This is a genomic window from Microcoleus sp. AS-A8 (assembly GCA_039962225.1).
Lineage (GTDB): Bacteria > Cyanobacteriota > Cyanobacteriia > Cyanobacteriales > Coleofasciculaceae > Allocoleopsis.
The window spans coordinates 19,225-42,598 of sequence record JAMPKV010000028.1; the positions used below are offsets into that span (position 1 = coordinate 19,225).

At 47.3% G+C, this 23,374-nt stretch carries 25 protein-coding genes; 13 read left to right on the forward strand and 12 right to left on the reverse strand.

All coding sequences use genetic code 11. The features are described 5' to 3' along the window. Positions 1-29: 29 nt before the first annotated feature. From NDI48_27495 to NDI48_27510, 4 genes are all read right to left on the reverse strand, one after another. Positions 30-902 (reverse strand): ABC transporter permease, encoded by an 873-nt coding sequence (locus NDI48_27495; protein ID MEP0834911.1) that lies wholly within the window; start codon positions 900-902, stop codon positions 30-32. Then, the gene (locus NDI48_27500; GenBank protein ID MEP0834912.1) at positions 899-1,909 is read right to left on the reverse strand and encodes an ABC transporter permease; all 1,011 of its coding nucleotides are present in this window, start codon (positions 1,907-1,909) and stop codon (positions 899-901) included. Before NDI48_27500 ends, NDI48_27495 begins: the two co-directional genes overlap by 4 nt. 96 nt (positions 1,910-2,005) lie before the next feature. Beyond that, positions 2,006-3,025 (reverse strand): glycosyltransferase family 2 protein, encoded by a 1,020-nt coding sequence (locus NDI48_27505; protein ID MEP0834913.1) that lies wholly within the window; start codon positions 3,023-3,025, stop codon positions 2,006-2,008. A 639-nt stretch (positions 3,026-3,664) separates the two neighbouring features. Further along, positions 3,665-5,353, reverse strand: a complete 1,689-nt coding sequence (locus tag NDI48_27510) for an ABC transporter substrate-binding protein (protein ID MEP0834914.1) — start codon at positions 5,351-5,353, stop codon at positions 3,665-3,667. Here NDI48_27510 and NDI48_27515 point away from each other — a divergent pair. The 5 genes from NDI48_27515 to NDI48_27535 all read left to right on the forward strand — a co-directional run bounded on the left by NDI48_27515 (position 5,332) and on the right by NDI48_27535 (position 7,696). Then, the gene (locus tag NDI48_27515; protein MEP0834915.1) at positions 5,332-5,538 is read left to right on the forward strand and encodes a hypothetical protein; all 207 of its coding nucleotides are present in this window, start codon (positions 5,332-5,334) and stop codon (positions 5,536-5,538) included. The two genes, NDI48_27510 and NDI48_27515, sit on opposite strands and share 22 nt — an antisense overlap. Before the next feature lie 12 nt (positions 5,539-5,550). Then, positions 5,551-6,420 (forward strand): deoxyribodipyrimidine photo-lyase, encoded by an 870-nt coding sequence (locus NDI48_27520; protein MEP0834916.1) that lies wholly within the window; start codon positions 5,551-5,553, stop codon positions 6,418-6,420. 64 nt (positions 6,421-6,484) lie between these two features. Beyond that, positions 6,485-6,910 carry a hypothetical protein gene (locus tag NDI48_27525; GenBank protein MEP0834917.1) on the forward strand — a complete coding sequence of 142 codons (426 nt, stop codon included), beginning with the start codon at positions 6,485-6,487 and terminating at the stop codon, positions 6,908-6,910. 152 nt (positions 6,911-7,062) lie between these two features. Continuing rightward, positions 7,063-7,353 carry a nucleotidyltransferase family protein gene (locus tag NDI48_27530; protein MEP0834918.1) on the forward strand — a complete coding sequence of 97 codons (291 nt, stop codon included), beginning with the start codon at positions 7,063-7,065 and terminating at the stop codon, positions 7,351-7,353. Next, positions 7,343-7,696, forward strand: coding sequence for a DUF86 domain-containing protein (locus NDI48_27535; protein ID MEP0834919.1), 354 nt, complete (start codon positions 7,343-7,345; stop codon positions 7,694-7,696). The genes NDI48_27530 and NDI48_27535 overlap by 11 nt, the downstream gene beginning before the upstream one ends. A gap of 194 nt (positions 7,697-7,890) precedes the next feature. Here NDI48_27535 and NDI48_27540 read toward each other — a convergent pair whose 3' ends face one another. Beyond that, positions 7,891-8,460, reverse strand: coding sequence for a response regulator (locus tag NDI48_27540; protein MEP0834920.1), 570 nt, complete (start codon positions 8,458-8,460; stop codon positions 7,891-7,893). Between the two features lie 203 nt (positions 8,461-8,663). Then, a complete protein-coding gene (locus NDI48_27545; protein ID MEP0834921.1) occupies positions 8,664-9,992 on the reverse strand; it encodes a hypothetical protein in 1,329 nt (442 codons plus the stop codon). A 151-nt stretch (positions 9,993-10,143) separates the two neighbouring features. Here NDI48_27545 and NDI48_27550 point away from each other — a divergent pair, with 151 nt between their 5' ends. Then, a complete protein-coding gene (locus tag NDI48_27550; GenBank protein ID MEP0834922.1) occupies positions 10,144-12,738 on the forward strand; it encodes a dynamin family protein in 2,595 nt (864 codons plus the stop codon). Between the two features lie 112 nt (positions 12,739-12,850). On the opposite strand, the gene NDI48_27555 is transcribed toward NDI48_27550, so the two are convergent. Beyond that, the gene (locus tag NDI48_27555) at positions 12,851-13,168 is read right to left on the reverse strand and encodes a helix-turn-helix domain-containing protein (GenBank protein ID MEP0834923.1); all 318 of its coding nucleotides are present in this window, start codon (positions 13,166-13,168) and stop codon (positions 12,851-12,853) included. Positions 13,169-13,248: 80 nt separating this feature from the next. Between NDI48_27555 and trxA the strand changes: the two genes are divergently transcribed. From trxA to NDI48_27575, 4 genes are all read left to right on the forward strand, one after another. Further along, positions 13,249-13,572, forward strand: a complete 324-nt coding sequence (trxA, locus tag NDI48_27560; protein MEP0834924.1) for a thioredoxin — start codon at positions 13,249-13,251, stop codon at positions 13,570-13,572. 158 nt (positions 13,573-13,730) lie between these two features. Next, positions 13,731-14,438, forward strand: a complete 708-nt coding sequence (locus NDI48_27565; protein MEP0834925.1) for an SDR family oxidoreductase — start codon at positions 13,731-13,733, stop codon at positions 14,436-14,438. 340 nt (positions 14,439-14,778) lie between these two features. After that, positions 14,779-15,477: a glutathione binding-like protein gene (locus NDI48_27570; GenBank protein ID MEP0834926.1), complete on the forward strand. Its 699-nt coding sequence runs from the start codon at positions 14,779-14,781 to the stop codon at positions 15,475-15,477. A 136-nt stretch (positions 15,478-15,613) separates the two neighbouring features. Then, positions 15,614-16,699, forward strand: coding sequence for an alkene reductase (locus NDI48_27575; GenBank protein MEP0834927.1), 1,086 nt, complete (start codon positions 15,614-15,616; stop codon positions 16,697-16,699). Positions 16,700-16,797: 98 nt separating this feature from the next. Here NDI48_27575 and aroF read toward each other — a convergent pair whose 3' ends face one another. From aroF to NDI48_27600, 5 genes are all read right to left on the reverse strand, one after another. After that, positions 16,798-17,856 carry a 3-deoxy-7-phosphoheptulonate synthase gene (gene aroF / locus NDI48_27580; GenBank protein MEP0834928.1) on the reverse strand — a complete coding sequence of 353 codons (1,059 nt, stop codon included), beginning with the start codon at positions 17,854-17,856 and terminating at the stop codon, positions 16,798-16,800. Positions 17,857-18,000: 144 nt separating this feature from the next. Further along, positions 18,001-18,510 carry a PAM68 family protein gene (locus NDI48_27585; GenBank protein ID MEP0834929.1) on the reverse strand — a complete coding sequence of 170 codons (510 nt, stop codon included), beginning with the start codon at positions 18,508-18,510 and terminating at the stop codon, positions 18,001-18,003. A gap of 21 nt (positions 18,511-18,531) precedes the next feature. After that, the gene (gene rpsO / locus NDI48_27590; protein MEP0834930.1) at positions 18,532-18,801 is read right to left on the reverse strand and encodes a 30S ribosomal protein S15; all 270 of its coding nucleotides are present in this window, start codon (positions 18,799-18,801) and stop codon (positions 18,532-18,534) included. A gap of 112 nt (positions 18,802-18,913) precedes the next feature. Beyond that, complete coding sequence (gene ruvX / locus NDI48_27595; GenBank protein MEP0834931.1) at positions 18,914-19,363, reverse strand: Holliday junction resolvase RuvX; 450 nt, start codon at positions 19,361-19,363, stop codon at positions 18,914-18,916. Positions 19,364-19,460: 97 nt separating this feature from the next. Beyond that, on the reverse strand, positions 19,461-20,714 hold the full coding sequence (locus tag NDI48_27600; protein ID MEP0834932.1) for a GNAT family N-acetyltransferase: 1,254 nt from the start codon (positions 20,712-20,714) through the stop codon (positions 19,461-19,463). Between NDI48_27600 and NDI48_27605 the strand changes: the two genes are divergently transcribed. The 3 genes from NDI48_27605 to NDI48_27615 all read left to right on the forward strand — a co-directional run bounded on the left by NDI48_27605 (position 20,713) and on the right by NDI48_27615 (position 23,322). Next, positions 20,713-20,883 carry a hypothetical protein gene (locus NDI48_27605; protein MEP0834933.1) on the forward strand — a complete coding sequence of 57 codons (171 nt, stop codon included), beginning with the start codon at positions 20,713-20,715 and terminating at the stop codon, positions 20,881-20,883. The two genes, NDI48_27600 and NDI48_27605, sit on opposite strands and share 2 nt — an antisense overlap. A gap of 265 nt (positions 20,884-21,148) precedes the next feature. Beyond that, entirely contained in the window at positions 21,149-22,096 is a 948-nt protein-coding gene (locus NDI48_27610; GenBank protein MEP0834934.1) for a carotenoid biosynthesis protein, read from the forward strand. Continuing rightward, complete coding sequence (locus NDI48_27615) at positions 22,093-23,322, forward strand: glycosyltransferase (GenBank protein MEP0834935.1); 1,230 nt, start codon at positions 22,093-22,095, stop codon at positions 23,320-23,322. The genes NDI48_27610 and NDI48_27615 overlap by 4 nt, the downstream gene beginning before the upstream one ends. The last annotated feature ends 52 nt before the right edge of the window (positions 23,323-23,374 follow it).

A 23,374-nucleotide genomic window follows, 5' to 3' on the forward strand; every position in this document is an offset into this window, starting at 1 on the left:
TTGATACTTGACGAATACGGAATTTAGGGTCAATAGCCTTCTCGTGGGTCAAGAGCATCCCGTAATCCATCCCCCAGGAGATTAAAGGCTAGAACAATCAGCGTAATCATCAAACCCGGAAACAGGACTGTCCAAGGGGCAGAGAGGGAATAGCCATTTTTAAAGGCATCCGATAGCATGGTTCCTAGCTCTGGCGTAGGCGGTTGAGCTCCCAAACCCAAAAATCCTAAACCTGCCGCTTCCAAGGTTGCCGTCCCAATCGATAGAGTGGCTTGTACCACGATGGGTGCAAGGCTAGCGGGTAAGATATGGCGGAAAATAATTCGGGCTGGAGTCGCGCCAAACGCGATTACGGTTTGGACAAACTCTTGCTCTCGCAGGGATAGTACCATGCTGCGCGTCAGCCGGATGAAAATTGGGACTTGCACGACACCAACTGCAATCATCACACTGGGTAAACTAGGGCCTGTGATGGTAACGACTGCGATCGCTAATAAAATCGAAGGAAAAGCTAAGAGAATATCCGTCAACCAACCAATTCCAGTATCCCACCCTCCTCGGAAGTAGCCAGCCACCAATCCTAGCAACACACCAATCGTTAATCCCAGCAACACCGAGACTAAACCCACAGACAGCGAAGTCCGCAGCCCATACCATACCAGTATCAACACATCTCGCCCCAGACCATCGGTACCCCACCAATGTTGGGCGCTGGGAGGTTTCAACCGCGTTAGGTAATTTCGGTCTGTCGAGGGGTCATAGGGGTGTAAGACTGGAGCGAGTAGCGCTAGGAGTATAATTGCGATCGCCAAAAATAAACCAATCTTCCCCGATGTCGATTGCAAAAATCGCCCAAGTACATTTCGAGCATTGGCAGTCCAATCCTTCAGGGTGATTGTCATCGATACTGAATCCTGGGGTCTAAAAAGGCATAGGAAATATCCACTAACAGATTAATTAGCACAAAGCTAATCGATACAAAAATAACGCCTCCCTGTACAACAGGATAATCACGGTTCAGAATCCCATCGTAAATCCAGAAGCCAATTCCAGGCCAAGAAAAAATAGTTTCCGTCAGAATTGCCCCACTTAAAAGCGTCCCGAACTGCAAGCCAATAATCGTTACCACCGGCAAGAGAGCATTTTTCAAAGCGTGCTTAAAAATCACCCAACGTTCTAAAACTCCCTTGGCTCTCGCGGTGCGGATATAGTCTTGTGATAGCACTTCAAGCATGGCGCTGCGAGTAATTCGGGCAATAATCGCTAGGGGAATGGTACTTAGAGTTAACGCGGGCAAAACTAAATGTGCAAGTACATCTTTCAGCGCGTTCCAGTTTAATTGAAGTAAAGCATCTAAAACATAAAAACCAGTCAGGGGTTTGAAGCTTGAGGCGACTTCTTGACTAATGCGTAAACCAGGAGGAAGCCATTGCCAATTAACAGCAAATAGGTAAATCAGGAGCAATCCTAACCAGAATACGGGCATAGATACACCGACTAAAGAACCGCTCATGGTGAGATTATCGATCGCGCTATTTTTGCGAACGGCTGCCAAAACTCCCGCCGGAATTCCCAAAATGAGGGCAATGAACATGGCAGCAACCGATAACTCAAAGGTAGCAGGCCAGCGAATAGCAATTTCTTGAATAATTGAAGCGCCACTCATAATACTATTGCCAAGGTTGAAGCGTAGCAGATTCCCCAAGAACAGAATGTACTGTACGGGTAGAGGCTTGTTTAAACCCAACTGCTCTCGGATTCCCTCCACTATTTCAGGTGTAGCGCGTGTTCCTGCTAATATCTGGGCTGGGTCACCTGGTATTAAGTGCAGAAGGACGAAAACTAACAGTGTAATCCCCAAGAGGACGGGAATTAAGTTAAGCAAGCGTTTGAGGATATATCGACCCATGTTAATCTGAGAGCGTATTTATCAAGACAAACTAAAATCAGCTATCTTAACAGACATATTATAAATACGCTCGAACTCAGAATGCGCTGCCTTAGTCTAAACTCCGGTAAACCAAAGCACATATCCTAGGGGGAATGTTACAAACCACAGCAGTCTGCCCAGGAAAGAGTTGAGATTGATAAATTGCTTGGTAATGCCAATCTTCAAATAGAAACAGTAGCGACTATAGTTAATCGCATTGCGAATAAAAAACCAGGGAGAAAAGTGGAAATAATCGATATCCGTGTCTAAAATACTTTTAGACATTAAAATGAAACCAAACGGATTTTTACGAACCCAATTAGATTTAGTTAATTGGTCTGCTCCACTGTCAACATAGTAAATTCGTAAACAGTCGTTTACACATCTGATTTTGTATTTTTTGGCGACCCTAGACCAAACAATCATTTCTGCAACGTATAAATTCTGCCCAATGACCTCTGGAAATGGAAATTGTCGCAGTATATCAGTCCGTTGAAACCCCCATCTTTCACCCTTTACTTTCAGGCGATAACGCATTTCACAAAAATTAGTATCCGTAGGAGTAGAAGGATAATAACTGCCAATCAATTTACCATTTTGGTCTTGGCACGGGCACTCTACACCAAAAAACTGATCCTGTTCAGCTTTGGGAATGCTATCCCAATAATATTTGAAAGATGCTAAGGCTTCAGCTACACAAGCATCATCAGAATCTAAGCAAATAAAAAGTTCACCTTTAGCTTTTCTTGCCGCCAAGTTATAAGCCATATGTTTACCTTTATTGTTTTGGTAAATATAGCGGATTGGAAACTTAGCTTCTTTTTGCCACTGCTCCACTAACTCAGGCGTGTTATCGATTGAACCATTATCGACAATCAGCCACTCAAAATCACGATAAGTCTGTCTTTTAAGACTTTCGTAAACACGAGATAAGGTATGTGCCCGATTGTGGGTAGGAGTAAAAACTGTAAATGTGTAATGGAAGCCTAAGTTTGTACTTAAAGACCGATGTGGCTCTACCATCGCTACCTGTACCGCCACGCTGATATTCCTAACAACTCCCTGGCCTGGAATCATTAATGCAACTTTTTTCATTGTTCATTTCGGCAACCCTGATGCTAGTAAAAATACAGTGGCTTTAAGTCTAATCGTTAGCTTTTACTTAATCTTGTCCGTATTTTTATACGGTTACAAAATATAAACATTGATGTCTAGAAATGACCCTTAATGTTTAAAAATATAACTTTGTGGATAAACAGCTTTTTTGGCGGTAAATCAGTTAAGGTTTTACAGTTCATTAGTAATTTTAAAAAAACTTCAAGAACTAATAACCCAATGATTCCTGATATAGCTTTGAATTATAAAAAAAGCTTATTTATCAAAATTGAATTTGTATAGAGCGTTACTTCATAAAATCTTTATAGAATGAGAGAGGAAACTTCGAGTTATACTGCCTTGTTATGTGTGAGTTAGAGGTTTAAAGTCAGGTAATTGCACTCACCGCTTACTTCTGTGTACTGCATTACTATAAACGTCAGGAAGTAGAGCGAAATAAAAAATTATAGGGATTTGTAGGGGTCACATTCGGAGAAATAATTGACACAACAGATAACTGAACAATCAAAACCCACCCATAGGACGACTGGGTGGGAGAGAGCGGGTTTTGTATCAATGCTATCGATCAGAGCCATCATTAATCGCGTCCAACCGCCCCGATTAATTTATGTTGATGGCTCAGGACTTGGTAACCGCCCCTAGTGGTTCAGTCCCTAGAGGACTGGGCGTCCAACCTTGAACAATCTTGCGCTTGGCAAGAAGGGGTTTAGAATGAACAATGGGCAGACGCACGGCCTCTTTTTCCAGAATTTCATCAATTTGCTGATAAATTTTGATTCGTTCTGCCTTGTCTTGAGTGACACGAACCTGATCTAAGAGTTTGAACAATTGCTCATTTTTCCAGTTTCCGATGTCGGCGGTGGCACCGGGGCCGAAGTGAGGGTAGTAAAAGCTATCGGGATCGCCATAATCCCCTGTCCAACCCAGCATAAAGGCTTGGAAACCGGGTGATTTGTTGCGATCGCCAAGATAAGCAGCCCAGTCTTTAGTTTGTAGGCTAACTTTAATCCCGATCGCACTTAATTCAGCAGCGAAGGCTTCAGCAATTGGCTTGGGTGTGGGAAAGTAGGGGCGGCTGACAGGCATATACCAGAGTTGAAGCTCAAACCCCTTAGGATAACCAGCTTTGGCGAGGGTTTGCAGGGCTTGTTGAGGATTGTAAGGATAGCCTGTGGCTTTCTGGGATTGATACTCTTTGAACAAGGGAGGTGTAAAGTGAGGCGTATTTTCACCCAACTCCCCCCAAAACGCTTTGACAATTTCCTCTTTGTTGAGGGCTTGAGCGATCGCTTGACGGACTTCGGGTTTCTTGAGAGGCTCGTAGCTAGGATTGAGCGCCAGGTAGCCGACATTAAAGGAAGGGCGAAAGACGGCCTCTAAATTCGGGTCTCTTTGCACTTCTTGTAGCTGATCCGGGGTTAAATCTACCGTCAGGTCGATGGTTCCGGCTCTCAGTTGCACTAACCTAGCGGCTGGGTCGCTAATAAAGCGGATAGTCAACTGCTCGGATTTGGGTAAGCCTTCCTGCCAATAGTTCGGGTTTTTGGCGAGGACGATGCGATCGCCACTGCGCCATTCTCTAAAAATAAACGGACCCGTTCCTACAGCAAAGGAGGCGGGAGTGCCATAACTGGCTTGGGCTTTTTTAATAGCTGTTGGGCTAGCGATGCCAAAGTAGCCCGATGCGATCGCGGTGGGGAAGATGGTGAAGGGCTGTTTGAGTACAAACTTAATCGTATCCTTCCCCTCGACTACGACATCTTGTAAGAGAGATTCTGGACTCCCCTTAAAGCCGCCAAATAAATTTTTCCAAATGATGTAAGTCTTTCCGGCATTGCGGTAGCCAAACTCACTTTTGGGGTTCCACCACCGATCCACATTGAATCTCACCGCCTCAGCATCGAAATCAGTGCCATCGTGAAACTTTACCCCCGATCGCAGCTTAAACGTCCAGACTTTGCCGCCTTCTGCCGACTTCCACTCGGTGGCTAAAGCCGGTTCCAAATCGCTGGTACCGGGCTTGAATTGAATTAAGCGATTGTAGATTTGATTTTGAACCGTTAGAGAGTTGCCATCTTCAATATTTCCCGGTTCCAGATTAACGGGTTCTCCTCCTGCACCATAAACTAGCGTTCCCGATGACAGCGCGGCTGGGCTATTGGCTGGCGACGGAGGGCTGCTAGTTGGGTTCGTAGAAGGGCGATTACAGTTGGACAGCAGGATTGCCAAGGCGCAAGCCACAATCGCTAAAATCACTGGCTGTATTAGGGAGGTGCGTTTTTCGGATGTCCACCGACCAAGCCTCATTAAACTTACTCCTGATGATTGGTCTTCAATCCTCACTTATTTTGCCAGGGCTGGAGGTCATTGAGCTTATCAAAAAGTCTTCCTGTTACCCCCGGACTACGTCCCGCTACGCTATCTATCGAATTGCTGTACAACCAGAATATACAAAACTGCAACTTAATGGACAACTGCACAACGGCGGCTGAGAGAAAAGGAAGATGAACGAAACCAACAATCCTGATATGCGACGGGAGTTTACCAGCCGCGATGAGCTAATCGCCTACGTTCGCGAACAGTTTCCCAATCGGGCAGACGGCGACGAGCAAGTCAGTGAGATAGTCGGAGGGCGTCAAGCCGCAGAGGCAGCACTCAACCAAGTCAATCCTGCTCAGTATGCCAAATCCCGCAACTTTCTGAATGGGAAAGTCACACGCCTTTCGCCGTATATCCGTTATGGGGTTTTGAGTCTAGCTGAAGTCAGGGATTTTGCCCTTAAGAATGTACAAAACCCTAATGACGCCGAGAAATTAATTCAGGAATTGGGTTGGCGAGATTACTGGCAACGGCTATATGCCGAGAAAGGGGACGCTATCTGGAAAGACCAGGAAGAATACAAAACAGGCTATGCTGCCGAAGTGTATCAGGCTGAGTTACCGACTGACGTGGAACAGGGCACAACTGGAATGGTGTGCATCGACAGCTTCAGCCATGAGTTACGAGAGATGGGTTACCTGCACAACCACGCACGGATGTGGTTAGCGGCTTACTTGGTGCATTGGCGGCATGTGCGTTGGCAGGCAGGGGCGAGGTGGTTTTTATCACATCTCCTGGATGGTGACCCAGCCAGTAATAATCTCTCCTGGCAGTGGGTGGCGAGTACGTTCAGCCATAAGCCTTATTTCTTCAATCGGGAGAATTTGGAAAAATACACGAATTGTGCGTATTGTCAAGTTTGTCCGCTCTATGGCAAGTGTGATTTTGAGGGGAGTTATGAACAGCTAGAGCAACGGCTGTTTCCCAAGGCGGAGTCAATCGATAAGAGTGGTGGGAGTCGGAGTTTTGAGCGCCCGCAGAAGCGCCGCAGGTAGGTGAGGGAAGTGTGACGAACCACTCCAGGCACAGAGGACACACACAGGAGAGAAGAAAGAGAGGATGGAAAAACCGATTGTTTGGGTACATGGGGATTGTTTGAGTCCGCAAAATCCAGCGTTGCAAGCCTATCCAGAGGCGGCGGCAATTTGGGTGTGGGATGATGCTCTGTTGGAGGAATGGAAGATTAGTCTGAAGCGAATTGTGTTTATTTATGAGTGTTTGTTGGAGTTGCCGGTGACGATTCGGCGGGGCGATGTGGCGAAGGAAGTTGTTGCTTTTGCTCAGGAACAGGGCGCGGATGGTGTGGCGACGGCGGAAAGTCCGAGTCCTCGGTTTGAGGTAATTTGCAATCGTATTGAAGACATTTCGTCATTAGAGATTGAAGTTTGGTCGCCTGAACCGTTTGTGAACTATGACGGATATATTGACCTTAAGCGCTTCTCTCGCTATTGGCGTGTGGCGCAGCAGTATGTTTTTAACGAGTGAAAAATTGGTTCAACAGGCGTTAGCGAAGGCAAATTTTAAGGTTGATGTAGATGGTGTGTTTGGACCTGGCACTCAGTCCGTGGTTAGGCAAACTCTAGTATAGTGACGCTTGTTTGTTACCTTTGTACTAAATAGGCTTCGGGAAACAAACCATGAAGCGAGATGAAGTACTGGCAATTTTGGCAGCACATCGGGCACAGTTGCAGGAACTGGACGTGAAGTCCCTAGAGTTGTTTGGCTCAGTTGCACGGGATGAAGCTCGTCCTGACAGCGATGTAGACTTTTTGGTAGAGTTCAATCAACCAGGAGGGCTATTTCAACTCTTGCGGGTGCAGTACTACTTGGAGGATATCCTCGGATGTTCTGTGGATTTGGGAACTCAAGATGCGTTAAGGGAACATTTGCGAGAACCTGTGCTCAAGGATGTAATTCGTGCCTTCTAGAGACTGGCGGATAAGCATTCGGGATATTCTGCAATCTATTGGTGGAATTGAACGACGCACGGCAAGTATGAATTTTGAGGAATTTCAAAGCGATGAAACAGTTACAAAAGCTGTTCTCTACGACTTTGTGATTATTGGTGAGGCGTCAAGAAATATCCCTGTTAACATTCAGTCTCACTATCCTCAGATACCTTGGCGTCTGATGGCAGGTATGCGGAATGTTGTGGTTCACGAATATTTCCAGACTAACCTGCGGAGAATTTGGGAAACTATCAACAATGACCTCCCTTGCCTTGTGCCACAACTACAGGATTTGTTGGAACGTGAAGCGGCAGAAGAATAGTTTGTTTTGTGGGCGCTCGCTCTTTCAATTTAACTTACGCACAAACCTTACATGAAGTAGGGGCGATTCTCGCCCCTACGAAGATGATGTATTAAGCCAGAAAAGGCGTAAGTCCTGTCCATTACAAAACTTTTGGGAATTTTGCCGATTAGCGTGATTGAGTGGAAATAATTCTCCGGAAAAATCTGAGGTAATTATTTTTCCAACCAAAGTTTGAATTTATCTAATGTTAATCTAATGATTTGCAAATCTTTCATTAAAGATAGCCCTTCTTGATCAGAAGAATTCTTCGAGGCTATCTGTTCAGCTTGCTCGATAATGTCGCTGAGTTTGGGCATGACTAAGGATTCAAGGGTTTTAGACAAAGCGAGTTTAGATTGAATCGAGTTATCCTTTGCCCGATTTAGCCTTGATTTAATGCTTTCTTGAACTTCTTGGATTGTGAATGGCTTGGTCAGGTAATCGTCTGCACCTTCACCCATTCCCAAGCGGATGTCTTTTTTCTGAATTTTGGCGGTCAGAAATATAAAAGGAATGCTGGCTGTTGCTGGGTTGCCTCTCACAAATGAGAGTACATCAAATCCATCCCCATCGGGAGTCATAATATCGCACAAAATGAGATTGAAATTAGTATTAGATTTTAAGATGGCAATACCTTCATTGGCTGTAGTTGCTGACGTAGCTTTATAGTTCAACGTCTCTAATATTTCTTCTAAATTTTCCCGAACTGAAGGGTCGTCTTCCACTACTAATATGTGAGTCATGATTATCTCCTGAATGTTGTTGCACGAATGACTAGATGCAATAATTATGAGTTTGTCTTATGGCAGACGGGAATTCATCCGTGTTTTTACGGATAATCTGTGGCAGGATAAAAATTATGTAAAATTAAGTTTAAGACTATAGTGAGATGTATTTGGGATTGGAGCGATCGCGTGAGGCGATCGCTTCTTCAATTTTTAATGGTTTACGCCGTTACTGCCTCTTCTTCGGATTCGTCTCTGACTTTGAAATACCAGTAGAGATTAGCAACTGCTAAGTTTGAGGCTTTTTGTAAGTTGGCTGGGACTAAGGTTTTATAACCTGCGATCGCGGATTGCTGGCTGATGTAGGATGCAAACTCTTGACGTAAGCTTGGTTTCATCATCAAAACTAGCTGATCTTGCAGGGATGCAGGATGAGATTTTTGCTTTAAACTTTCGTAGAGTAACTGTTCTGGTGGTGCAGTTAAGGCGGTTGTATCGGCGTTTATATCTAAATTAACTGGGAGTTCTGAATTGTCGAAGTCGGCACTTTGGAGGAGTTTGAGTTCGGATGGAGGGAGGGAACGCATCCAATCTACATGATTTTGCCACGATTCGAGTACAGCTAAATCGTGGTCGTGAATTCGCGTGAGTTCGGGGAAGAGGAAATCTAGCTCATCTTCGGTTTCTATGCGGTCGATTACAGTGAGGGCATCTTGACGGATTTTGTCTTGGAGATGAGAAAGGCGATCGCTTACTGCTGCTGGCTCATCTTGTAATTGATAGGTTAGAACAATTGTCTGTTCAATCGCCCAAGCACATTCCATCCTACGGAGTTGCCCTGCCGCAGAGGTTTCTGATAATAAGTGAGGATTATTGTAGCTTGCTAAAGCTTCACCTAACGTCTGCCGTGCATTTGCTAACTCAACTTTTCTGGCACTCAAGTCTTGAATTGACATAGCGGTTTTCATTAGCTTAGTCGCTTCCAGAAACCGCCCATAAGCCTTAATCAATTCCAGACGATGCTGCTCAAATTTGATATCTTGGGCAACTTCGTCAATTCGTTGGATTATTTCTGTTCCCTGGCTTCTCAAGGCTTTCTTTAAGTCAATAAAGCCATCTCTAACGTCAAGCTTTAGCTGCTTTACATCTTCCCTCAGTTTCAGTGTTTGCCACAGGTTCACTGCTGACAAGGCTACACTTGCTACAGTTCCGACACCAATTAAAGCTGTAGTTGCTTGCAGAACTCCCAAAGTGGACTGAATAGCATTTAACTGACTCAGAACAGCTTGAAATCCCTTGTGATTTTGATACGCCTGCCCTGCACTCATCGCCATCTGTCCAGCCATCATTGTCAGGCCAACAGGAGGATTTGCAGCTACTAGGGGTGCTAAAGGAAGGTTATTAACAACTGCACCCTTCGCTATCTCTACAAATTGACCTGTTACTGGATCTCTAAGTATGGGTAGGAGTTGTCCTGTAGTTGTTGTAGCCTGCATGAGCTTTCCTGTAGCCCAAAGAGCTTGATTTGCAGCACTAAATAAATAGTCCATGACTTTCCAAGAAAGATGTATTTGGCGTTTTAGGGATATTCACCGAGAATAGCTGGTCTTCTCAGTAAAGATAACCGTATTTTCTCGGATTTATTCTCTGCTCAATCTCGGCATACTAAACGGCGAGTAACACTATTGGCTCGCAGATGCTATGGAAATTTCACTGATTAGTACTGAGGCAGTTGAGCTGTTGTCGCGCATCACTGGACAGAAGCTTAATCAACGAGATCTTACTCCTCCCGTAATTTTTATGGCTGCGTTGATAACCGTACTGCTGGGAGTAATGTTTGTAGATGGCACAATTACAGACGAGGAAAAGCAACGCTGGCAGAAAACCATCAATCGATTTATTCCCCCAAGCGGAAATTCACGTCAATTAGCGCAACTATTAACTAAGGGAATCCGACAAAATCAGGTTTATAAAAAGCTTAATGATTTACAAACGCTAACGGCTCCACTTTCAGAATCAGAGAGACTGTTGCTGATTGGGTTTGGCTATGAAATGTCGGCAGCAGATGGAGACATGGATGCCCGTGAAAAGAAGTATTTAGAGGCAATTGCCAATCGGCTAAGGATTAACCCGCGACTCTTGGCAGTTCTCGAAGCTGGATTCACCCATCAAGAAAGTGTAGAGCCAGCAGCTTTAGATGATGTACATCTTTTACTCGCTCCGGCTAGGTTCCATCAACTGGATACTATATTTGTTAAGGCCGCAAGTGATATGTTGGCAGCTCTACCTGCTAAACCTGAACATAAAGGGACTCAACAGCGCTTAGCTTCGTCTTATGGACAATTGCAAGAGTTCCAGAAGTACCGGAAGCAACTAGAAAATCTTTGTTATCAGGTTTTTCAGATAATTCAAGACTGCAACAATCGTGATTTCCTACCTCAGACTTTAGCAGAGGACATAGGTAAGGTATCTCAAAAATTACAATCTCAGCGTTTTCGTGTGGCAGTTGTAGGTGTGTTTAGTCAAGGGAAATCAACCTTACTAAATGCTTTGCTCGGTGAAGAGATTCAACCTGTGAGAGTGATTCCCTGTAGTGGCACCGTGACAGTTTTGAAATATGGAGCGCAGAAGAGGGTAGTTTGTTATTACAAAGATAAACGCACCGAAGAGATTTCTTTAGATCAGTACCAAGTTAAAGCAGCAATTTCTGAAGAAGCAGCACTGGGTAGTCTCAGTGAAGAACTAGTACAATCTGAGATTGAAGAGATTGTTTTTGAGCATCCTGATTTAGATTTATGTCGCAGTGGCGTGGAAATCGTTGATTCTCCAGGCTTAGATGAAGAGAATACCCGGACTGCCATTACTCTAGAATTAATTAAGGGAACTGATGCGGTCATTTTCCTAGCAAATGCCTCGCGTCCTCTGACTAAAGGAGAACGTGAGTTTATACAATATTTGAAGGTTCAGCTAAATAGTGGAAAAGCTGATGAACCTGCGGAAAATCTATTTTTAGCAGTTAATTTCATGGATTTGCTGCGGCGTGAAAAAGATCGTCAGGACGTGCGACAGCGAATTGAAAGATTTGTGCAAGGCGAAAATATTATCGCCGGTGAAAACCGCGTTCACTTCATTTCTGCTCAAGCTGCACTGGATGCAATTTTTGCAGGAACTGAAGATGAGTATCTGAAAGCCTTCCAGGGTTTCACCCAGTCCATCGAGAAATTCCTAACGGTTGAGCGCGGCTTTCTTCAAATCAAGCAAGCTGTTACTAAAATCAATACTTTGATTCAAGAGGGTTTAGATGGACTGCAACAAGCTGAGAAAGTTTTAGATGGCAACGTCAATCTTTCTGAAGCAGAAAAACAGAAAATTGTGGAACAGATTGGGGAAGCTAGTGGGTGTGATGTCAGAATCCTGCATTTGGCTCATAAGCTAATAGAAGATTCTATTCAGGAGGCAGCTAAATCTTGGGATAACTGGGCAGAGGGATTAGAAGATCGCATAGCGGCAAAAAGTGCTGAATGGTATTCTGAATGTTCACCTATCTGGGATAAGGAAAAATTAATTCGAGACTATGCTGATCAATTTACTCGTTCTCTATCAGCCGAGATAGATGAGTGGTGGAATAAACAGGTAGGAGATATTATCTTAAAGCATAATCTGGGAAGCTTAGACAGCAAAATATACCAGGAAGTAGAAGCTATAAGATCTAATTTCCAGATTCTTGATCGTCAGATCAGCACTAACCTTAATGAACAGTTTAGCCTTATGGCTGCGGGGAAGGGAGGAGATATATTGGGTATTGCTTCAGCAATTAATCCCAATGAAAGTGAGAATGACGGTGGAAGTGGCTTTCTGGGCGGTCTTGGAGCAGGTGGATTAACAGTTGGTGCATTGTTTTTCTTTACGGGACTTGGGCTTGTACCATTACTTCTGGCTGGGGGAGCGGCTGCGGCAATTGGGTCATTTTTGTTCGGGGGACCGAGTGAAGAAGAGCTTCACTTTCAAACTAAACAGAAGGTCTATGATTTAGGATTTCAAAAGTTTTCTGAATCCGAACAAGAGACCTTTAACAAGGTCAGTGAAAATATCGTCTCAATCTTTGATAACCGAATTGAGTCAGCAAGCGACGTTATTAAGGTGGCAATATCACTCTATGAAAACCTGCTAGAGCAACAAGAAAAAGCTCACAAAGAAACACTGGAACAACGTCAGGCTGAAAAAGCATTTATCGCGCAGAAGCGTCAGGAACTTGAGCAGGTACAGAAGAATATCGAGGCAATTCTCCCTTCCTAACAAACGAGGTAGCACTGACAGCGGATGCGATCGCACAATTCGCCAACCATTTGCCTTGAATAGGTTAAAGGTTGAACGTTAGTCTGTAGGGGCAAGGCATACCTTGCCCCTACTAATTCGAGGGAGACTGTGGAGCCGCTTGTAACACCGCATCCAACAACCCCGGAAACAGCGCATCTAAATCCTCACGCCGCAACGAATTGAGGTGCTGCGTTCCTTCCTTGCGACAGTAAAGCACACCCGACTCCCGCAAAACCTTAAAGTGATGGGACATAGTAGACCTGGCAATAGCTAAATCAAACGCCGCACAGGGTTGTTCACCCTTAGCCGCCAGCCGCCTAACAATCTCAAGCCGCACCGGGTCGCCCAGCGCATACAATACGCCTGCTAAAGATATATCTTTTGGGTCTGGATGATACAGCAGTCTCATAGTTGCATTATTGCATAGGCTGAACTATAGTTTAATTATTCGAGATTCTCGAAATATTGAAATAATACGGGAGGACAAGAATGTCATCAGTAACCCAAGTGACAGACGCAACGTTCAAGCAAGAAGTCCTCGAAAGTGAACTTCCGGTATTAGTCGATTTTTGGGCACCTTGGTGTGGCCCCTGTCGGATGGTAGCTCCCACAGTGGAAGAGATCGCTGCCCAGTTTGCAGGACAGGTGAAAGTGGTCAAACTCGACACCGATCAGAATCCCAGTATCGCCAGCCAGTATGGGATTCGCAGCATTCCCACCTTACTCGTGTTCAAGGAAGGACGGCAAGTTGATACAGTGGTAGGCGCAGTCCCAACAACCACCTTGGCTACAACCTTGGAAAAACACCTGTAAGGCAACTTGAACAGGATTACTTTAATATCCCCAAATATCCCCCCTTTTTCAGGCCGGAGCTCATACGAGGAGCTAGGGGGGATCTGATCGGTAGCGTCATGCAAGGAAATTGGTCTGACTCAACGGGTTCAAGTCTATCTTGATGAGGTGACTAAACAATGACCACAGAAAAAATTGCTTTAGTGACTGGAGCCAATAAAGGAATTGGCTTGGAAATCGTCCAACAGCTTGCCAACGCAGGGTTTCGAGTATTTTTAACCGCTCGCGATGGCCAGCGTGGGGAACAAGCATCCCAAAAATTGCAGCAAGATGGACTCCGCGTTGAATTCTTGCAATTGGACGTGACAGACTCTACCAGTATCGATCACTTAGCCCAGGAACTCGCATCCCAGATTGACCATCTGGACGTGCTGGTCAACAATGCAGGTATCCTCCTCGATGCACCCAATTCGTCTGTCCTTGAGGTAGAACCAGAAGTGATTCTGCAAACCCTGCAAACGAATACCCTTGGCCCTCTGAGCTTAACTCAAAAACTTGTGCCACTTCTGACCAGGAGCAATGCGGGGAAAGTCATCAATGTCTCCAGTGGCGGCGGTCAACTCACGGATATGGGTGATTGGGCACCTGCTTATTCTCTCTCAAAAACGGCACTCAATGCAGTCACAGGCATGATGGCGGCGGCGCTCAAAGACAAACACATTGCAGTGAACTCGATTTGTCCAGGCTGGGTACGCACTGACATGGGCGGCTCCAACGCTTCACGCTCTGTTCAACAGGGAGCGGATACTGTGACATGGCTGGCAACAGAAGCCCCTTCTGACTTAACAGGCAAATTCTTGCGAGATAGAACCGTCATCCCCTGGTAAATCTAGCAGTTCTCAGTTACGCATGTGTACATCACAATAACCTAACCCCCTACCTCCTCATCCTCACTAAAGTCCTCGTATGAGTTCCGGCGGTCGCTCCGGTCCCTCCTAGGGAAGGCGAGTAAGAATCAAAGCCTGTCTCAAGAGTAGGAGAGAAGTTTTCCAGAGAGGTCAGATGTACCTCCTCCACTCGAAAAAGGCTACAGGCAGGAATGACCCAAATGGAGAATGCTCCTCTTTAGCCGAAAAAAATGCGATCGCCCTTTGGGCAATGCGCTATGTGCGATCGCTCAGACGGCTCACAACGCTCACAACCCTCACAAAATCAGGAGAAACTATCATGATTGAACTTTACTATTGGACAACACCCAACGGTCACAAAATCACAATGTTTCTAGAGGAAGCCGGACTGCCTTACACGATCATTCCCGTTAACATTGGTGCTGGCGATCAGTTTAAACCCGACTTTCTCAAGATAGCTCCCAACAATCGCATCCCCGCCATTATTGACCACGAACCCGCTAATGGTGGTGAACCCATTTCAGTCTTTGAATCCGGTGCAATCTTGCTGTACTTAGCAGAAAAAACCGGGAAACTGATTCCCAGTGATTTGCGCCAACGAGTCGAAGTCCTTCAGTGGTTATTTTGGCAAATGGGGGGACTTGGGCCAATGGCAGGGCAAAATCATCACTTCAGCCAATATGCCCCAGAAAAGATTCCTTATGCCATTGACCGCTATGTCAATGAGACAGGGCGTTTATACGCTGTCCTGAATCAGCGATTGGCAGATCGAGAATTTGTCGCTGGCAACTATTCAATCGCCGATATTGCCGCCTATCCCTGGATCGTCCCCCACGAAAATCAAGGCCAGAAGCTAGAGAATTTCCCCAACCTAAAGCGCTGGTTCGAGACAATTCAGACACGTCCGGCAACCATTCGAGCCTACGAGAAAGCAGAATCCTTCAAAAATCAGCCACTCGATATTGAAAAATCCCGGTCATTGCTATTTAACCAGTCAGCGACAACCGTGCAGCCTTAAAGTCTGCCTGCAAACCCTAAAAAAGCAAAAACCTACTCTCTTCTCTCTCTTCCCTTCTCTCCTCAGCGCCCTCTGTGACTCTGTGGTTCGTTTTCTTACAAACTAATAATACTTTCGAGAACTTCAACCCCTGAATATGGATATCAATTTACTTTCTCCCTACAAACTAGGGAACCTAGAACTACCCAATCGCCTAGTCATGGCACCTTTAACACGCAATCGCGCAGGTGATGGCAATGTTCCGGGGCCACTCAATGCCACCTATTACGCCCAACGCGCCTCAGCAGGACTAATCATTGCAGAAGCCACACAAGTTTCTCCCCAAGGTCAAGGTTATCCCAGCACACCCGGAATTCATTCAGCCGAACAAGTGGAAGGGTGGAAATTGGTAACGGATGCCGTGCATCAACAGGGAGGGAGAATATTCCTGCAACTGTGGCATGTGGGACGGATTTCCCACCCCGACTTGCAACCCGATGGAGCCTTACCTGTGGCTCCTTCTGCGATCGCACCGAAGGGTCAAGCTTCAACCTATGAAGGCATGAAACCCTTTGTCACCCCTCGTGCTTTGGAAACCTCTGAGATTCCAGAAATTATTGAACAGTACCGTCAGGGAGCCAAAAATGCGCTCCAAGCTGGATTTGATGGGGTGGAGGTTCACGGAGCCAATGGCTATTTGTTGGATCAGTTTCTGCGGGATGGCACGAATCAGCGCACGGACGAGTATGGCGGTTCCCTGGAAAATCGTGCTCGACTGTTGCTAGAAGTTACGCAAGCCGTGACGGAAGTCTGGGGTGGCGATCGAGTCGGAGTACGCCTTTCTCCCAGCAGCACGTTTAATGACATGCACGATTCTGATCCTTTGTCAACCTTTAGTTATGCAGCCCAAGCGCTGAATCGATTTGGATTGGCTTATCTGCATATTATTGAGGTAAACGAAGCAGACTTAAGGCATGGTGGAACAGAGGCACCCACTAGTGTTCTACGCGATCGCTTTGCAGGCACATTAATGGTCAATGGCGGCTATGACTGGGAGAGAAGCAATACTGTATTGGCAAAGGGGGAAGCGGATTTGGTTTCATTTGGCACGTTATTTTTGGCAAATCCCGACTTGCCACAACGGTTTGCTGCCAATGCACCCCTGAATCAGGCAGACCCCACAACGTTCTACGGGGGTGGGGAGAAGGGGTATACAGACTATCCCTTTTTGCAGGCTAGCTGAAAACCATAATCGCAAAAGAAGCAGTGGGAAGCCTCCTGGTTCAACGGGGTGGGGCTTCCCTGTGAATTAGCTAACCTGCAACCTGCAACCCTAAAACCTTAAGCCAGGGCAACAGCCGATTCATGCCAACGCCCAACCGCTTTGCCAATCACAGACATATCTTGCACCAAGCGATCGAAGCGATCGGGTGTCAAGGATTGCGGGCCATCGGATAAGGCTTTGGCAGGATTAGGATGGACTTCAATCATCAAAGAATCAGCACCCGCCGCGATCGCCGCCAGTGCCATTGCTGGGACATACTCATAACGCCCCGTGCCGTGACTGGGGTCAATCATAATCGGTAAGTGAGTGAGCGATCGCAACACAGGCAACACGGCTAAATCCAGCGTATTCCGGGCATACTTCTGATCAAACGTGCGAATCCCCCGCTCACACAAAATCACATTCGGGTTCCCGGCTGCCAGAATATACTCCGCCGCCATCAACCACTCATCAATGGTGGAGGACATCCCCCGCTTCAGCAAAACCGGCTTCTCCTGCCCCCCAACTTTTTTCAGCAGGGCGAAATTCTGCATATTCCGGGCACCCACTTGCACCACATCCGCCACCTCAGCAATCTTCTCGACATCCGCCGTGTCCATCACTTCGGTGATAATGCCCAACCCCGACTCTTCTCGCGCCGCAGCCAGTAAGCCCAAAGCACTCTCCCCATGACCTTGAAACGCATAGGGAGATGTCCGAGGCTTATACGCCCCTCCCCGCAGAAACTGGGCACCCGCCGCCTTAACCCGACGCGCCGTTTCCACGATCATCGCTTCATTTTCGACCGAACAAGGGCCAGCCACCAACACCACGGGATGATGCTCCCCGAAGTGAACTGGACCATTGGGCGTTGACACAACCACATCACTGGCTTCTCCGTGCCGGAACTCGCGGCTGGCGCGTTTAAAGGGCTTCTCAACCCGGAGCACCTCTTCAATCCAGGGACTCATTTCCTGAATTTGCAGTGGGTCTAAATCCACCGTATCGCCCACAAGACCAATCACGACCTTGTGCTTACCCACAATCTTTTCCGGAGTTAGACCCCATTCGCTCAGTTCTTGGTCAACGCGCTCAATTTCGGCCTCTGGAGCGCCCATTTTCATCACCACAATCATAGTTTCTCCAGCCCCTGCCAAATGATGTGTTTGCTTACTTCGGGTTGGACGGTTGGAAAGTTGGAACTAGTTGAAGGTTGAAGGTTGAAAGTTGAAGGTTGGGAGTACTAACCTGCGAACCTGCTCGCCTTGCGAACCTTCACCCTAGTCCTTTTGACCCGCAGAGCGCCATGCGGCTGTCATCCGTCCCCAGTTAGTTTTAAACTCTTGCCAACCTAACGTCGTTCCTGGCACATCTTCATCCCACGAAGCCGAGAGAACGCCGTAGCTCAATCCCAACACGCCTAAACCAAAAAAGCCCATACTCACGAGTACCACAACCACATTGGGCAACTTTAAGCCAACTTGTGTGACTAAAAGATAGCTGACAAAAAAGGTAACGATGCCCAAAACGGAGGGAATTCCACACAACAGAGCCATCCGGCGCGCCATTCGCTTGCTCACGGCATCCGGAATCGCCATCGATTCCTTAGACGTAGTGGCTTTCTGCTCTGGCTTAGTGGATTTTGAACTAGCGGCTGGAGCGGGTTGAGTCTTAGGTGTTTTTTTACGTTTCTGACGCGGCTCAAAGGGCAAGCGTTGGTCACTGGAGTTTGACGACTTAGCGTCGGAGGAGCTACTGGCTTTTGCCTCACGCCCTGGTTCAGTAGACATAACTGTAAATGGAAATGGGGTCTATCCGCGAATACCTAAGCGTTGAATCAAGGCTGGATAGCGCTCTGCACTTTCTCGGCGCATATAGGATAGCAATCGCTTCCGACGACCAATCAGTTGTAACAATCCCCGTCGGGAGGCATGATCTTTAGAATTCGCTTTCAGGTGTTCGCTCAACCGATTAATGCGTTCGGTGAGGATGGCGATTTGAACTTCTGCCGAACCAGTGTCGGTTTCATGGACTTGGTAGCCCTCAATAATTTCGTGTTTGCGCTCTTGCGTCAGACTCATGGATAAATTCGATGATAATAAACCAGCAGTTTTCCATGTTATCACTCTGACGAGTGTGGTTGAAACTCCGTCTTGGGGAATGGGGATGGCAGAACGTCACGGGTCAAAATTCTCATCCCTGATTTCCACTGCCCAATTTCTCTGAGCGGCGGTTATCTAGCCACTGTTGCAAAATGATCGCGGCTGCTTTGCGGTCAATCAAACCTTTATTGCGAGAGAGTAAGCGATTCTCAGCTTTGATTAATTCTTCTGCCTCCACGGATGTCAAGCGCTCATCTACATACTCGACAGGCAACTGAAGTGCTTTGGCCAACCGCTTCGCGAACTTTTGGATCTGCCGCGCCTGTAACCCTAGGGTTCCATCAGTGGCATAAGGCAAACCTACAACGAGTAGCTGTACTTCTCGCTGTTCAACCCACTCTCGTAGCTGTTGTACATCCCGCTCAAAAGACGTGCGCTCAATTGTGGTAAGACCTGTGGCCATTAGACCTAGGCCATCACATCCCGCCACACCAATTCGTTTGCTTCCTACATCTAATCCCAGTGCCGAGATTTTTTCCATCTCTCTACTCAAATTTAAGAAGGCATGGAGAACTCAAGGGAGCTTTAATGGCAACTTCCCCCATCTCCCTCCTCATCTTCCCATCCCCGAAGCACGGCTAATTCTGAATAGTCGGTGCCTCAGCAGATGGGCTTGTCTCTGTGGAGAGAGTAATCTTGGAGGTTGAGACTGGCTGAGCGCCATTTCCCGAAGAAACCGCTTGGGTTTTCTTGGAGATAGACTTCCACCAGGCAATGCGGCTGGGGATTGGGGTGCGTGCGGGCTGTAACCCCTGAAGCACTTCCGACAACTGCAACCCTTCTAAAGACATCGGCTTAGCTTCCCGTAGCTTGTGCCAGACAGAACGGGACATCAGCAGGGTATGCTCAATCCGCTCTGCCCCCATTTGTTCGAGATATTCTTCCCGTTCGGGTTGATAATCAGCAGAAGCAATTTGTAGGGATTGTGAGGGCACCGCTTGCACCACCCGCGCCATCTGAGCCAGTAACTCTGGGTATAAGCAGGTATAAGCGGGGTGAACTGTCAGCTCTCCTTCGTGGCAACTGGAGCCATCCCGACACAGCCGGATTTGAAAATAGCCAATAGCAGCTTTGCGTTGGGGTTCAAACACGTAGCCACTCACGACTTCGGTATGGGTGAACCACTGGTGAATATGGGAGACAAGCGCTCTCAAAAACCCAGTTTTAAAGTCTTGAACGTGGCGATCAAACACCTGGCGTACCAGGGGTGGCATGGAGGCTGTATCCAATTGATAAAGCAACTGAGCATCCGCGTTACTCACCGGCAGCAGGTTCGGTAAATCCGGCTCGTGAGCTGCCAATTCTTCCAAGATTTGCGGTGCGATCGCCCAATACGTCAGTTGTGCTAAAGGCTGAAATCCGTTTTGCCGATAAAGCGCCAGTGTCGTTTTCTGATGAACATTGACTTCTAGTAACCAGGTTCGCGCTTCCCAAATGGTCTCGAAGCAATAGCGCAATAACCCCGATCCGGTGTCTCCTTTGGCTGATGTATTTTCTGGAACGTTGGCAGTGGTATCGACTAACACCTGTTCCACCCGCCAAGTGCTGCGGGTGCGATTAAACGGCGAAATCTTGATCATGCCGCGAATCTGCTGGAACGTTTCAGCCACATACACGCAAAAAGCGTACTGGCTGGGGTTGGGGAACCAACTTAACAGCTTGAGCAAGCCATACCAGCGTCGAACTTGCTGTAATTGCTGAAGGAAGGTCACAGAGCAACTGTTGCTATCTGCATCAGTTGCTGCTGTGGCAAGCTGTTCGATTGCCTCCAAATCTCGGTATTGAAGGGGGCGAATCACATTCTTCGCGTTTTCTGAAACAGGTGAAGTCATGTTGGGTACAGATGCCTTGACGCAGATAGCAGCAGACGCGACCTACAGGCTTGCGCGATTGCCCGAAGGGCATCGGCCACGCCGATCGCACAACAGTTGCAAGACTGGGGTTACTGCCAATATATTAACGATTTTCCCAGCCTTTCATTTTGATGATTACGGTGGCTGAGTTCCTGAGAGTGGGACTTTCCGACTTTTAAGGCTTGCTTTATATTGTATTGCTCCTATTCATTCTCATCCCTGAGGATGTGAGTATGATTACGAGGTGAGTTCACAAAATTTAAAGGACATCGGGGTTAAACGAGGATTTTATCGTAAACATTTGTAAACTAATAAACAACTATCTGCTCACAAAAATTTTCTTGCCGCCTTCCCACGGCGGTGGTCACTCTCCGGAAAAGCACAACCGGGCTTCACTGTGTTAGGAGTTTCTAATGAAGCAACTTGTCAAACTTGAGCGCTACTTCCTGATTGGTCATATTTTCGCAATGGTCTTTGGACTGGCAGGATTACTGCTGGTCGTCCCTCATCCTGATGTGATTGCAGGCTTAGGTCTTATTGGGCAGAAAACGTTTGCGTGGTCTATGTCTGGGGGCGGGGTGATCAATATCCTTCTGGGTGCCGCTGCTGTGGCGATTTATGCCTACCGAACCCTGGGGCTACAGCAATGGCTGACGTTCATGATTCCGGCGATGATTCTCTCCTTGGGGAGTGAATTGCTAGGCACCAGTACCGGCTTCCCCTTTGGAGAATATGGCTACTTAAGTGGTTTGGGTTACAAAGTGGCTGGACTGGTTCCTTTCACGATTCCCTTCTCCTGGTTTTATATGGGGTTTGTTTGTTATTTACTCGCTCGTGCTGGCATCGACGCCAGTCTAAAAACGGCAAATGGGGTCTGGTTGCGCTCTATATTGAGCGTCGTCTTAGGAGCCATTCTCCTCACATCCTGGGACTTTGCCCTCGACCCAGCGATGAGCCAAACCGCTTTTCCTTTTTGGCACTTCGGAGATATCGGTTCCTTTTTTGGCACCCCCTACCGAAATTTTGCCGGTTGGCTGGCAACGGGTGGTCTGTTTATGACGGTAGCCGCTTTGTCCTGGAAGAAAACGCCGATTAACTTATCCCGTCAGCAGTTAGGATTTCCGCTGGTAGTTTATATCAGTAACATTGCGTTTAGCGCTGTTCTGACCGTGTGTGGTGTTGGGCTGTGGATTCCAGTCCTGTTGACGGTTCTTTTCGGTGTCCTGCCTGCTGTGATTTTATGGTGGATCGCTTTATCTGCATCCACACCCATCACAGGAGACTCAACTGAGAATACTGAACTCGCTCAGATCCAAACGAGGAAAGTCCCTGTGGCATCCGTGGGAGTTCTGCCTAAGTGAGTTGGGTTATCGCTTTAGTCAGCCATTCAACGGCGCTACTTTCACTGCCTACAGCAGGATTCTTAGCATCAGCGCTGTTACTCATTCAGGCACCTGCTGCCTTCCTCCTGCTCTCCCGCCTGAGCAAAGGGCCAGGGCGTCGCCCTCCGATCGTTGCTCAAACAACCACTCCCGAGCAACTGGGTGCGGTGAGTGTGGTCGTTCCCACTCTCAATGAACGCGATCGCCTGACGCCCTGTTTAGTGGGACTGAGTCAGCAAAGTTATGAAGTTCGAGAAATCATCGTTGTCGATAGTCGCTCGACCGATGGTACACCTGAACTGGTCAAGAATGCCCAAGAAAAAGACCCACGATTTCGCCTAATCAACGATGACCCCTTACCCACTGATTGGGTAGGGCGTCCCTGGGCCTTACACACGGGATTCTTACACACTTCCCCTCATAGTCAGTGGTTTCTGGGCATGGATGCCGATACCCAGCCCAGACCGGGATTGGTTGCGGGTCTAATCCAGAAGGCTGAAGCGGAAAAGTTCGACTTAGTTTCCCTTTCACCGCAATTTATCCTCAAGTATCCAGGGGAGTGGTGGCTCCAACCCGCGCTCTTGATTACCTTAGTTTACCGATTTGGGCCAACTGGGATTAATAGTGACTCGGCGGAACGGGTGATGGCCAACGGACAGTGTTTCCTGTGTCGCCGCGAAGTCTTAGCCCAGCTGGAGGGCTATACAAGCGCTAAGGGGTCTTTTTGCGATGATGTCACCCTGGCTCGTTATGTCGCCTCTTGTGGGTTTAAGGTCGGGTTTCTCGATGGAGCCAAGGTAGTGAAGGTGCGGATGTATGAGGGAGCCAAAGAAACCTGGAAAGAGTGGGGACGCAGTCTTGACCTCAAAGATGCCTCTTCCATGAGTCAGGTGTGGAGCGATTTGTGGCTTTTAGTGAGTGTTCAGGGTCTGCCACTTCCAGCCTCTTTGATTTTATTAAGTAGCCTAGGATTGGGAATTTCCTCACCCTCAGTAACAGCAGCGGCTGGATTAAACCTCTTCTTGTTGTTGATTCGCTTTGCTTTGCTGTTTGCGATCGCTCCTTCTTATGACCGCTCTCAGGTATCAGCCGCCTCCTGGCTCTTCTGGCTTTCCCCCGTGGCCGATCCCTTAGCCGTCTGGCGAATTTTCTTGTCCGCGATCCAAAGACCGACCTCTTGGCGGGGGCGGAGTTACAGCGTGTAGCGTTGAAGGTTAGCCGCTTGGCAAGGAACAGGTTGAGCGATTAGCCAGGCGA